Here is a 12,738-nt window from a genome sequence, read left to right on the forward strand (position 1 = left end):
AGGGCGACTGCGTGACGCGTCAGTTGGACGCGAGCAGCAGGTCGATGTAATCGTGGGCGAGCTTCAATGCAGCCCGGGTGTCGATCGGGCCGCCGGCGAGTGCACCGCGCAGCCACAGGCCGTCGATCAGCGCGGCGAGGCCGCTGGCGGCTTCGCGCGCTTGCGTGCGCGGCAACGCCTTCGCGAATTCGGCGCACAGGTTCGAGTGGAGGCGCCGCGTGTTGACGTGCTGCAGGCGCTTGAGCATTGGGTCGTGCATGCTCTGCGACCAGAACGCGAGCCAGGTCTTCATCACGGGCGCGCTGACCTGCGTGTCGTCGAAGTTCGCGGCGACGATCGCGCGCAGCCGGGCGCGCGGATCCTTGCGTGCCGCCACGCGGCGGCGCGTGGTGGCCGACCAGAGGTCGCGCAGCACGTGCCGCATCGTCGCTTCGAGCAGGCCGTCCTTGTCGCCGAAGTAGTGGCTGACGATGCCCGTCGAGATGTTCGCGCGTTGCGCGACCGATGCGAGCGTCGTGCCGGGCAGGCCCGCCTCGTCGATCGAGCGCAGCGTGGCGTCGATCAACTGTGCGCGGCGAATCTCCCGCATTCCGACTTTCGGCATCGCGACTCCTTTCGCCCGGACGGGCCGTCCATGGAAGTCGAGAGCTTAGCGGTTTTTTATTGATCGTTCAATCAACAAAAAATCGGGGTCTGACGGCGACGGCGGGTACCGGGCAGGTGAGCGGCAGGTGAATGGGACCTCCGATCGCGCGTTGTGCAGGTGCGGAAAAATAATTGAAAGATGTTTAAAAAAGGTGGAGTTTGTTTAAAACGCTTCCTGAAGCGAGCACTCAATCCGGTTAATCGTTGCAGGTGTCGAATCGATTACGGAATGAAAGAGTAATGAGCTGTGTGATATTTGTTTAAGCGCGGAAGTCGATGCGCGAAACGGCGTCACGATTCATTCATGAAAGTCCGTTTCAAATGGGCGAATGAAACGAAATAACGTATTGATTATAAATGAAAATTCGTCAAATAAACGGGGATCGACTGCCGCTCCGCAAACGATTGCGACCGCCCTCGACCGAATTCCGCTTACCATAAAAAATGTGGGAATAATTTGAATCTGCCGCATTTCCTAACGGAGTAGAGGTTATCGTTGGAATGACTTGAGTCAGTAATATTGTCCGTATTAGTATGGCGCCGCACTACGAGGAATGAATCGATGCCGCCGGTATTGCCGCGGTGCATTGGCCAATCGCGCGATTCGGATCGCGCGTGACACACCGGCGCAGTCATTGCGCACCTGCAGCATGCCGCGACGTCGAGACGCCGCATCCACCGGAGAACGACGATGCTGACCGAAAAACACGTGGTCCCATTGCCGAATGGTCTGAAGGTCTATGTCGAACGGAACGTGTTCGACCCGGCGTTCGACACGGCGATGCTCGTCAACGGCGCGCTCGCGACGACCGCGTCGTTCGGGCAGACCGTCCAGTATCTCGGCGAGCGGATGAACACGATCTGCTTCGACCTGCCGTATGCGGGGCAGTCGCGCCAGCACAACCCGGGCTGCTTCATCCTGACGAAGGACGACGAAGCCGCGATCCTGCAGCACCTGGTCGAGCGCTTCGCGCCGGCGTACCTCGTGTCGGTGTCGTGGGGCGGCGTCGCGTCGCTGTTCGCGCTCGCACGCGGCTGCCCGAGCGTGCGGCGCGCGGCGATCTGCTCGTTCTCGCCGTTCCTGAACGACGCGATGGTCGACTACGTGACGCGTGCCCGCGACCACATCGCGGCCGGCGAGAACCTGAAGGCCGCGCAGCTGCTGAACGACACCGTCGGCCGCTACCTCCCGCGCATCATGAAGCTGTACAACTACCGGTATCTCACGCGCCTGCCGCGCGACGAGCAGGACCAGGTCGCGTTCCACGTCGACCAGATCCTGTCGCTGCAGCCGGAGCGCTACCTCAGCGAGTTCTCGAACATCGGCTGCGAGCTGCTGTTTCTGAACGGCGAGCGCGACGAATACACGACGCCCGCCGACGTGCGCCAGCTCGGCGCGCACGTGCCGCGCGCCCGGTTCGCGACGGTGCCGGACGCCGGCCACTTCCTCGACATCGAAGGCCGCGCGCAGCGCGAATACACGCGTTCGGCGTTGCTCGACTTTTTCTGCGGCGGGGCGTCGCTCGCCGCCGGCATGGCGCTCGCCGCCGCGCAGTCGTGCGTGCCCGCACCGATGCACGCGTTGTCGTCGTGACGCCGCACGCCGTGCGTCCGATACGCGCGGCGCTCCCGAATTCCCATCCCAACGAGGCAGGCCCGCCGTGAATATCGTTCAGACCATCGCCATCGTCGTTCCGTGGGCCGTGTGGCTCGCCTACTGGATCGCCACTTCGCAAGGCGTGAAGACGACCGTGCGCAAGGAAGCGTCGCGCTCGCGCACGTTGCAGTCGATTCCGCTGATCGTCGGCGGCGCGCTGATCATCCTGCCCGATCCGTCGTGGCAGGCGCTCGTGCCGGACTGGCAGCGCTTCGGCCTGCAGGCGCAGTGCGGGCTCGCGGTGCTGGTGGCCGGCCTGCTGTTCTCGGTGTGGGCGCGGCTGCACCTCGGCACGAACTGGAGCGTGTCGGTCACGCTGAAGGAAGACCATGAGCTCGTCCGCACGGGGCCGTATGGGCTCGTGCGTCACCCGATCTATACGGGCTGCCTGATCGCGCTCGTCGGCGCGGCGCTGATCGGCGGCGAATGGCGCGGTGCGATCGGCGTGCTGCTCGTGTTCGCGTCGCTCGCGTACAAAGTGCGCGTCGAGGAAAGCTGGCTGACCGGGTATTTCGGGCCGGCGTACACGCAGTACCGTCGCGAAGTCGCGGCGCTGATTCCCGGCTTCTACTGAACCCCGCGAGGCACGCGATGGCGAAGATGATCGTGACCGCGATCGGCTCGGCGGGCGACGTGCATCCGCTGCTCGGCGTCGCACGCACGCTCGCGGCGCGCGGTCACGACGTCGTGTTCTGCACGCATGCGCCGTTCGAGGCGGTCGTGCGCCGTTGCGGGTTCGCCTTCGTGCCGATCGGCACCGCGGCCGACTACGAGGCCGCGATGGCGAACCCCGCGCTGTGGGATTCGCGCACGTCGTTTCGCACGCTGTGGGCGGTGATCGCGCCGACGCTGCGCCCGCATTACGACGCGCTGCGTGCGCTCACCGACGACGATACGGTGCTCGTCGGCACGCTGTGGGCGTTCTCCGCGCGCTTCATGCAGGAGCTGCACGGCACGCCCTACGTGTCGGTGCAGGTGTCGCCGTCGACGCTGCTGTCCGCGCATGCGCCGCCGACGCACCCGCGCCTGACGATTCCCGCGCGCTGGCCGCTGCCCGTGAAGACGGCGCTGATGACGCTGATCGAGCGGCAGGTGCTCGATCGCACGTGCGGCCCCGCGCTCAACGCGGTGCGCCGCGCGCTCGGGCTCGCGCCCGCGCAGCGCGTGCTGGGCCGCTGGCTGCATTCGACCGACGGCGTGCTGTGCCTGTTTCCCGGCTGGTTCGCGCCGTCGCAGCCTGACTGGCCGTCGAATCATTTGCAAAGCGGTTTCCCGTTGTTCAACGATATTGCGACCTCCGAAGACGATGTGGCACTCGATGCGTATCTCGCGGCCGGTGAACCCCCGGTCGTGTTCACGGCCGGTTCGACACGCGTCGATCACGCGGCATACGCGCGCGCGGTGGCGGACGCGCTGCGCACGACCGGCGCGCGCGGGATCCTGCTGACGCCGCACGATGCGGCGCCGGACAGTGACCGCTTGCTCGTGCGCCGCTTCGTGCCGATGCGCACGCTGCTGCCGCGCTGCCGCGCGCTCGTGCATCACGGCGGGATCGGCACGGCGGCGCTCGCGTGCGAAGCCGGCATCGTGCAAGTCGTCACGCCGTTCGCGCACGATCAGTTCGACAACGCGCAACGCGTCGTCGCGAACGGCTGCGGCGTGCGCGTCGACGGCCCGATCGACGGCGCGCGGCTCGGCGCGGCGCTCGCGCGCGTGCTCGACGAACCCGCGTTCGCGGTGCATGCGGCGCGTACGCGTGCGCTGCTCGCGGCCGCGCCGGACGGCTGCAACGCGGCCGCCGATTTCATCGAACGGTTCGTGCCGAAGCGCGGGCGGGCGCGCGCGCGGGCCGATGTCGCGGTGGCCGGCGCATGAGCACCGCGTCGCCGCTTCACGACGGGCCGGTCGCGCCGTCCGCGTTCGACGCGCCGGCGCCGGCGCCTGCGCCGGCCGCGCGGCCGGTGCGCGGCATCCGGCTCGCGCTGCTGACGTTCGCGCTGTCGCTCGCGACCTTCATCGAGGTGCTCGACTCGACCGTGACGAACGTCGCGGTGCCGGCGATCTCCGGCAGTCTCGGCGTATCGAACAGCCAGGGCACGTGGGTGATCAGCTCGTATTCGGTCGCGGCCGCGATCGCGGTGCCGCTGACGGGCTGGCTCGCGCGCCGCGTCGGCGAGTTGCGGCTGTTTGTCGGCGCGATCCTGCTGTTCACGCTGACGTCGCTGCTGTGCGGGCTCGCGCGCGACCTGCACGTGCTGGTGATCTGCCGCGCGCTGCAGGGGCTGTTTTCCGGGCCGATGGTGCCGCTGTCGCAGACGATCCTGCTGCGCACGTTCCCGCCGGACAAGCGCACGATCGCGCTCGCGCTGTGGGCGATGACGGTGCTGCTCGCGCCGATCTTCGGGCCGGTGGTCGGCGGCTGGATCGTCGACAACTTCTCGTGGCCGTGGATCTTCCTGATCAATTTGCCGATCGGGTTGTTCTCGTTCGCGGTCTGCACCGCGATGCTGCGCCCTGACGCGCAACGCGGCGAGGCCGGCCCGATCGACGTGCCGGGCATCGTGCTGCTCGTGATCGGCGTCGGCTCGCTGCAGGCGATGCTCGATCTCGGCCACGATCGCGGCTGGTTCGGCTCGCCGCTGATCGTCACGCTCGCGGTGGTCGCGGCGCTCTCGATCGTGTCGCTGCTGATCTGGGAGGCAGGCGAAGCGCATCCCGTCGTCGATCTCAGCCTGTTCCGCGATCGCACGTTCTCGTTCTGTGTGCTGATCATCTCGCTCGGGATGATGAGCTTCTCGGTGGTCGGCGTCGTGTTTCCGCTGTGGATGCAGGCCGTGATGGGCTACAACGCGTTTCACGCGGGGCTCGCCACGGCGTCGCTCGGCGTGCTCGCGCTGGTGTTCTCGATCCTCGTCGGGCTGCATGCGCATCGCTTCGACGCGCGCGTGCTCGCGACCTTCGGCTTCCTCGTGTTCGCGGCCGTGCTCGCGTGGGACGCGCATTTCACGCTGAAGATGACGTTCGCGCAGATCGCCGCGCCGGGGCTGATCCAGGGGATCGGGCTGCCGTGCTTCTTCATTCCGCTGACCGCCGCGACGCTGTCGCGCATCCCGGACGACCGGCTCGCGGCCGCGTCGAGCCTGTCGAACTTCCTGCGTACGCTGTCCGCCGCGTTCGGCACCGCAATGAGCGTGACGCTGTGGGACAACCGCGCGACCTATCACTACGACGTCGTGTCGCAATCCGTCACGCACGCGTCGGCGAACACGCAGCGCTTCGTGCACACGTTGAACGCGATGGGCGTGGACGGCGTGCGCGAGCTGTCCACGCTGCACCAGGTCGTGATGCAGCAGGCGTACATGATGGCGACCAACGACATGTTCTGGATGGCGAGCATGACGTGTCTCGCCCTCGCGGCCATGATGTGGCTGACGCGGCCGAAGCGCGGCGCGGCGGCGTCGTTCGGGCATTGAGGAGAGGAACATGACGACACTCGGCGCACTCGTGATCCTGTATCACCCGAGCGATGCCCAGCTCGACGCGCTCCGCGCATGGCGGCACGCGTGCGACGCGCTGCTCGTCGTCGACAACACGCCGCAGCCCGATACGCGGGCCCGCGAGCTGTGCGCGCGCGAAGGCATCGCGCTGCTGCATCACGGCAATCGCGGCGGGATCGCGGGCGCGTACAACGCGGGGCTCGCGGCGCTGTTTCGCGATCGCGTCGATGCCGTCGCGCTGTTCGACCAGGATTCGTCGGTGCCGGCCGCGTATTTCCCCGCGATGCGCGAAGTCTGCGCGGGGCTTGGCGGGCGCGCGTTCCTGGCCGGCCCGCGCATCTTCGACGAAAACGCGCGCAGCTTCCTGCCTGAACTGTCGACCAACGGGATCGGGCTGCGCCGCCTGCGCATCGAGCCGGGCGCGCCGTTGCAGCGCTGCGCGTTCCTGATTTCGTCGGGCTGCGTCGTGTCGCGCGACGCGTTCGACGTGCTCGGCCGCTTCGACGAGACGCTGTTCATCGACCACGTCGATACCGAATACAGTTTCCGCGCGTTGTCGCGCAACGTGCCGCTCTATGTCGTGCCGTCGCTGGTGCTGCCGCACCGGATCGGCGCAAAGCAGCGTCATGCGCTTGGCCCTTTTGAAATGACGTCGATGAATCACTCGTGGCAACGGCGCTACTACAGCGCGCGCAATGCGGTGCAGCTCGGGATGCAGTATGGGTTGCGCTTTCCGGTAGCGATCGTGCCGAACCTGTTGACGCTATGGCAGGTCGTGCAGATCGCGCTCGTCGAACGCGACAAGCGCGCGAAGCTCGCCGGCATCCTGTTCGGCGTCGCGGACGGCCTGTTCGGCCGGCTCGGCCCGCTCGAACGCACGCGGCCGCGTCTGGCCGCGCGTGCGCAACGTGTGCAGCAGGGATGAGGGGCGCGATGAGGCGGGTGAATCAAGCGGCGCATGCGGCGCGTGGCGTGAAGGGCGGCTCGATGATGATCGTCGCCGCGGCCGCGTCGCTGGCGTTGAGCGGATGCGTGCCGTCAGGCTTCCTGCCGTCGCTGTCGTTGCGCGCACCGGCCGACGATGCGCTCGTGCACACGGCCGGCCCCGGCGTGAACGGTGCGTGGCCCGCGCCCGACTGGGTGAAGCAGTTGAATGATCCGCAGCTCGACGCGCTGGTGGCCGAGGCTGCGCAAAACAACCCCGACCTGCAGGTCGCGCAGGCGCGGCTGCGGATCGCGCAGGCGCAGCTTCAGCAGTTCGATGCGTTGACGGGGCTGACGGGCACGGCCGGCGCGACGGTCAGCCGCGCGCGAATGCCGAAGCCGGGCGACGACGTCGCCAACGTGTCGGTCAGCGGCTATCGCGTGCCGGTGGAGATCTTCGGCGATCCGAACACGTCGCCGTCGTCGGTGTTCGTCGGGCTGACCTACCAGCTCGATCTGTGGGGCAAGAACCGCGCCGCGACGAAGAGCCTGATGTCGCTGCGCGAAGCGGCGCGGGTCGAGGCCGAGCAGGTGCGGCTCACGCTGGCGGTCGCGATCGTCACCGTCTACTGCCAGCTCGACCAGGCGTATGCGACGCAGGACCTGCTGCAGCAGAAACTGAAGGTCAGCCAGCGCGTGACGACGGTGCTGCGCGAGCGCACCGCGCGCGGGCTCGACAATGCGTACGACGCGAGCGACGCATCGATCAAGCGCAGCAAGCTGCTCGCGCAGATCGCGATGAACGACGAGCAGATCAAGCTCGCGCAGCTGCAGCTCGGCGTGCTGTCGGGCCGTGGCCCGGAACGCGGGCTCGCGCTGCAGCGGCCGCGGGTCGGCGCATTGGCGGGCGGCGCGCTGCCCGTGCGGCTGCCGGCCGATCTGCTGGGGCGCCGGCCCGACATCGTCGCCGCGCGCTTGCGTGTCGAAGCCGCGTTCGCGAACGCCGATTCGACGCGCGCCCAGTTCTATCCGGACGTGAACCTCGTCGCGCTCGGCGGCGTGTTTGCGCTCACGCCCGCGTCGCTGTTCTCGCGCGATGCGCTCGCCGGGTCCGTCGGCCCGGCGATCTCGCTGCCGATCTTCGATCGCGGCCGGCTGAAGGCGAAGCTCGGTGCGGATGTCGCGCAGGCCGACGTCGCGATCGGGCTGTACAACAAGACCGTCGACGACGCGCTCGGGCAGGTCGCGCAGTTCGTCACGTCGCTTCAGACGTCGCAGACGCTCGTCGCGCAGCAGCAGGATGCAGTCGCGGCCGCGCAGAAGATCGTTGAGATCGCAACCGACCGGCACCGGCGCGGCGTGCTGATGCAGAAGGACGTGGACGTCGCGGATCTCACGCTGATCGACGAGCGCGCGCAGATGATCGCGTTGCTCGGCCGGCAGCGAGCGCTGCGAATCGGGCTCATCGGCGCGCTGGGCGGCGGGTTCGATGCGGGCGCGACGGTTGCGCAGGCGGCGGCCGCGCATCGGGCGCGTGGCGGGGTGGCGAAGCGGGGCGCTTCGACTGCTGCGCCCGCGGCGGCCACCGTGACCGGACCGACGTCACCGACCGCATCGACTGCACCGACCGCATCGACCGCATCGACTGCACCGACTGCACCGACTGCACCGACCGCCGCGACCGCATCGACCGCATCGACCGCATCGACCACGCCGACCCCGAGCCGACCGGCGGCGGCACCGTCCGCCGATGTGCGTGCGGCGAGCGTGGCCGTACCGCCGATCGTCGCTGCATCGAATGCGGGTTCCACACGACGCGACGACGCGGCACGCACGCCGGCCGCTGCCGCGACGCCTCGCGTCACCCCCGTTCTCGCGCACACGGCCGCGGCGAATCCGGCGCCGAGCCCGTCGGTCATGCCGCCGATCCCCTTGTTCCAGCACGATCGTCTGATCGTTACGCAAAGCGACTGATGCACCACGACAACCTCCATACCGCCGCGCCGCCGGCCGCACTGAACGACCCGGCACTCGACGCGCGCCGCGCGACGCGCCGCAAGCGCTTCATCGCGTTCTTCGCGGTCGTGCTGGTGGCCGCGCTCGCATGGATCGCGTACTGGCTGCTGAGCGATCGCTATTACGAAGACACCGACGACGCGTACGTCGCGGGCAGCATCGTCCAGGTCGCCGCGCAGATCCCCGGATCGGTGACCGACGTCGTGGTGGCCGATACGCAGGCCGTGCGCGCCGGCCAGACCCTCGTGAAGCTCGACGACACCGAGGCGTCCGTCGCGTTCGCGCAGGCGAAGGCGCAGCTTGCACAGGCGGTGCGGCAGGTCGCGAACGCGAAGATCTCGAACACGATGTACGTCGAGGCCGTGAATGCGCGGCGCGCCGACCTGACGCTCGCGCAGCGCGCGTTCGCCGCACGCTCGGGCGCGTCGGTCGAGATCGTCGCGCCCGAGGAACTCGCGCGTGCGCGCGCGGCGGTTGCCGGTGCGCAGGCGAATCTCGCGGCCGCGCAGGCGCAGCTCGATGCGGCACGTGCGCTCGGCACCAAGTTGCCCGTCGAAGAAAACCCGGCGGTCGTGCAGGCGGCCGCGCAGTTCAAGCTCGCGTACCGGAACCTGAAGCGCACGACGATCGTCGCGCCGGTCGACGGCACGATCGGGCAGCGTTCGGTGCAGGTCGGCCAGCAGGTCGGGCCCGGCGTGCCGCTGATGTCGATCGTGCAGCTCAACCAGCTGTGGATCGAGGCGAATTTCAAGGAAGGGCAGATTCGCCACATGCGCATCGGGCAGCCGGTCGAGGTCGTGTCGGACCTGTACGGCTCGCGCGTGACCTATCGCGGCCGCGTGCAGGGCTTCTCGGCGGGCACGGGCAGCGCATTCTCGATGCTGCCGTCGCAGAATGCGGCCGGCAACTGGATCAAGGTCGTGCAGCGCGTGCCGGTCGTGATCGCGCTCGATGCGCGCGATCTGGCCGCGCATCCGCTGCGTGTCGGGCTGTCGATGCGCGCGACGGTCGACACGCACGATCGCAACGGCCATGCGCTCGACAGCGAGCCGCCGACGCCGGCCGTCAGCACGCGCGTGCACGACGGCGTCGCGAGCGACGCGGAAAGCGCCGCCGCCGCGATCATCCGCGAAAATCAGGGCGGGTAACGCCAGTTCGAGAGTAGGGCGGCCGGTCGCTGCGAACGGCCCGCCGCCCGGCGCGTTGCGGCGCGCGCCAGCGCGTCCAGCACCCGAGCGCCCCCAGCACCTCCAGCACCTCCAGCACCTCCAGCACCATCACCATCCAGCACGTCCCCCCGTGCGCCAAACCTTCCCGTCGTTTCCACCCGACTTTCGCATTTCCGCCATCGATGTCGGCGCCGTTCAAACGCATGTCGCGTTTGAGACATCGGCGCCCCTGCCTCCGGGACTACTCTCGAACAGCACGTTGCGCGTGCGCCGCATGAGCCGGCGCGCCGCGGCGCCATCCAACGAGACATGGAGACAATACGATGAGCAGCAATCGAGGTGTCGTCTATCTTGGACCGGGCCAGGTCGAAGTCCAGAAAATCGATTATCCGAAGATGGTCGACCCGAGCGGCCGCGCAATCGGCCACGGCGTGATCCTGAAAGTGGTGAGCACGAACATCTGCGGTTCCGACCAGCACATGGTGCGCGGCCGCACGACCGCGCCGGTCGGCCTCGTGCTCGGTCACGAGATCACGGGCGAGGTGGTCGAGATCGGCCGCGACGTCGAGACGCTGAAACTCGGCGACCTCGTGTCGGTGCCGTTCAACGTGGCTTGCGGCCGCTGTGCGATGTGCAAGGACACGCATACGGGCGTGTGCCTGAACGTGAACCCGTCGCGTGCCGGCGGCGCCTACGGCTACGTCGACATGGGCGGCTGGATTGGCGGCCAGGCCGAGTACGTGCTCGTGCCGTATGCCGATTTCAACCTGCTGAAATTCCCCGATCGCGATCAGGCCATGGCGAAGATCCGCGATCTGACCTGCCTGTCCGACATTCTGCCGACCGGTTATCACGGTGCGGTGAGCGCGGGCGTGAAGCCGGGTTCGACGGTCTACATCGCGGGCGCGGGCCCGGTCGGGATGGCGGCGGCCGCCTCGGCGCGCCTGCTCGGCGCGGCCGTGACGATCGTCGGCGACATGAACGCGGAACGTCTCGCGCACGCGAAGGCGATGGGCTTCGAGACGGTCGACCTGTCGAAGGACGCCTCGCTCGGCGAGCAGATCGAGCAGATCCTCGGCGTGCCCGAGATCGACTGTGCGGTGGACTGCGTCGGCTTCGAGGCGCACGGCCACGGTTCGTCGGGCCATGCGGAGGAAGCGCCCGCGACGGTGCTGAACTCGCTGATGGAAATCACGCGCCCGGCCGGCGCGATCGGCATCCCGGGCCTGTACGTGACGGACGATCCGGGCGCGAAGGACAAGGCCGCGCAGCACGGCAGCCTGAGCATCCGCTTCGGCCTCGGCTGGGCGAAGTCGCACTCGTTCTTCACGGGTCAGACGCCGGTGCTGAAGTACAACCGCAACCTGATGCAGGCGATCCTGTTCGACCGGCTGCCGATCGCGAAGATCGTCAACGTCGAAGTGATTTCGCTCGACCAGGCGCCGGAAGGCTACAAGAAGTTCGACGGCGGCGCGCCGCGTAAATTCGTCATCGACCCGCACGGGTTGCTGGCGGCGTAACGCGACCGAACACCGCGCGGCAATCGAAGGGGCCGGGGCGTGCAAGCGCCCCGGCCCTTTGTGCGTTCGGGACGCGTTTGCTCAGTGCCCGCTCAGTGCCCGCGATGGCGCCGGGCGAGACGCTCACGCGTGAACGATCGATCGGGTGCCGTTCACGCGGTGCGCTCCATCGCGGCATCGTACTGACCGCAACAGGCCGCACTGTTCAGGCGTGCACGCAGCAGCAGCGCCTCCTGCGCGGCGCGTACGTTGGCCGCCTGTCCCTTCCAAGCGGCCAGCGGCGGCTCCTGCAGCGCGCGTCCATAGGAAAAGCTCAGCACCCACGGCCGCCCGTCAACGCGATTCATCGCGTCGAGATGCGCGGTCGCTTCCTCGGGCGTCTGTCCGCCGGACAGGAAGAAGATGCCGGGCACTTCGGCCGGCACGATGCTGCGCAACAGGCGCACCGTGGCTTCGGCGACTTCGGCGGGGGCCGGCTGTTCGGCGTGCGTGCTGCCCGCGACGACCATGCTCGGTTTGAGCAACATGTACGCCAGCGCGACCCGGTGCCGGTGCAGCGCGTTGAACACGGCGTGCAGCACGGCGTCGGTCACTTGCGCGCAGCGGCCGATCGAATGATCGCCGTCCATCAGCACTTCCGGCTCGACGATCGGCACGACGCCGGCCTCCTGGCAGATCGCCGCATAGCGCGCCAGCGCTTCGGCGTTGGCTTCGATCGCCGCATGGCCCGGCAGCGTGGCGGACACGTTGTACACCGCGCGCCATTTCGCGAACCGCGCGCCTTGCCGCTGGTAGCCGTCGAGGCGCGCGGCAAGCCCGTCGAGCCCTTGCGTGATTTCGTCGCCGGGCGCGAGCGCGAGCGGAATCTTGCCCGCGTCGACCTTGATGCCCGGCACGATCTGCTGGCGAGCGGCGAGTTCGGGCAACGGCGTGCCATCGTCCGCACACTGCCCGAGTGTCTCTTCATACAGGATCACGCCACTGATGAATTCACCGAGGCCCGGCGTCGACAGCAACAGGGTGCGCCATGCGCGGCGGTTCGCTTCGGTCGATTCGACCGCGATCGTCTTGAAGCGCTTCGCGATGGTCGGCCCGCTTTCGTCGGCCGCCAGCAAGCCTTTGCCATCCTGAACGAGTGCCTGGATCGTCGCCTGGAGTGTGCTCTCGGTGCTCATGGAATTCCTCCGCTGAAACCGCCACGCGGCCGGGGCGACCGCCCGCTGTTCATTTCGTCGCGGTCGTCACGCCGTGTTCCGACTTCATTCTTTGTCGCGCATCGGCCGGAACGCAAGGCGCGTGCTCGGGCGCAT

At 68.3% G+C, this 12,738-nt stretch carries 10 protein-coding genes; 8 read left to right on the plus strand and 2 right to left on the minus strand.

The window, feature by feature from the left end:
• Window positions 1–19: 19 nt before the first annotated feature.
• A complete protein-coding gene (gene betI, locus CFB47_RS20880; protein WP_089462138.1) occupies window positions 20–604 on the minus strand; it encodes a transcriptional regulator BetI in 585 nt (194 codons plus the stop codon).
• Between the two features lie 732 nt (window positions 605–1,336).
• On the opposite strand from betI, the gene CFB47_RS20890 reads away from it, so the two are divergent.
• The 8 genes from CFB47_RS20890 (at window position 1,337) to fdhA (ending at window position 11,428) form a co-directional block, all read left to right on the plus strand.
• Window positions 1,337–2,239: an alpha/beta fold hydrolase gene (locus tag CFB47_RS20890; RefSeq protein ID WP_089441755.1), complete on the plus strand. Its 903-nt coding sequence runs from the start codon at window positions 1,337–1,339 to the stop codon at window positions 2,237–2,239.
• Window positions 2,240–2,306: 67 nt separating this feature from the next.
• Complete coding sequence (locus CFB47_RS20895; protein WP_046549619.1) at window positions 2,307–2,876, plus strand: isoprenylcysteine carboxylmethyltransferase family protein; 570 nt, start codon at window positions 2,307–2,309, stop codon at window positions 2,874–2,876.
• A 17-nt stretch (window positions 2,877–2,893) separates the two neighbouring features.
• Entirely contained in the window at window positions 2,894–4,177 is a 1,284-nt protein-coding gene (locus tag CFB47_RS20900) for a glycosyltransferase (protein ID WP_089462139.1), read from the plus strand.
• Window positions 4,174–5,775 (plus strand): DHA2 family efflux MFS transporter permease subunit, encoded by a 1,602-nt coding sequence (locus CFB47_RS20905; protein WP_089462140.1) that lies wholly within the window; start codon window positions 4,174–4,176, stop codon window positions 5,773–5,775. Before CFB47_RS20900 ends, CFB47_RS20905 begins: the two co-directional genes overlap by 4 nt.
• A 10-nt stretch (window positions 5,776–5,785) precedes the next feature.
• Window positions 5,786–6,724 (plus strand): glycosyltransferase family 2 protein, encoded by a 939-nt coding sequence (locus CFB47_RS20910; protein WP_089441758.1) that lies wholly within the window; start codon window positions 5,786–5,788, stop codon window positions 6,722–6,724.
• An 8-nt stretch (window positions 6,725–6,732) separates the two neighbouring features.
• A complete protein-coding gene (locus CFB47_RS20915) occupies window positions 6,733–8,697 on the plus strand; it encodes an efflux transporter outer membrane subunit (protein ID WP_089462141.1) in 1,965 nt (654 codons plus the stop codon).
• Window positions 8,697–9,887 carry an efflux RND transporter periplasmic adaptor subunit gene (locus CFB47_RS20920; RefSeq protein WP_089462142.1) on the plus strand — a complete coding sequence of 397 codons (1,191 nt, stop codon included), beginning with the start codon at window positions 8,697–8,699 and terminating at the stop codon, window positions 9,885–9,887. The genes CFB47_RS20915 and CFB47_RS20920 overlap by 1 nt, the downstream gene beginning before the upstream one ends.
• 344 nt (window positions 9,888–10,231) lie before the next feature.
• Window positions 10,232–11,428: a formaldehyde dehydrogenase, glutathione-independent gene (gene fdhA / locus CFB47_RS20930; protein ID WP_027789739.1), complete on the plus strand. Its 1,197-nt coding sequence runs from the start codon at window positions 10,232–10,234 to the stop codon at window positions 11,426–11,428.
• Between the two features lie 152 nt (window positions 11,429–11,580).
• Here the strand turns inward: fdhA and CFB47_RS20935 are convergent, their stop codons facing one another.
• Window positions 11,581–12,603 carry a class I fructose-bisphosphate aldolase gene (locus tag CFB47_RS20935; protein WP_089458764.1) on the minus strand — a complete coding sequence of 341 codons (1,023 nt, stop codon included), beginning with the start codon at window positions 12,601–12,603 and terminating at the stop codon, window positions 11,581–11,583.
• Window positions 12,604–12,738 lie beyond the last annotated feature (135 nt).

This window comes from Burkholderia sp. AU27893, from assembly GCF_002223205.1.
In the GTDB taxonomy this organism is placed as follows: domain Bacteria; phylum Pseudomonadota; class Gammaproteobacteria; order Burkholderiales; family Burkholderiaceae; genus Burkholderia.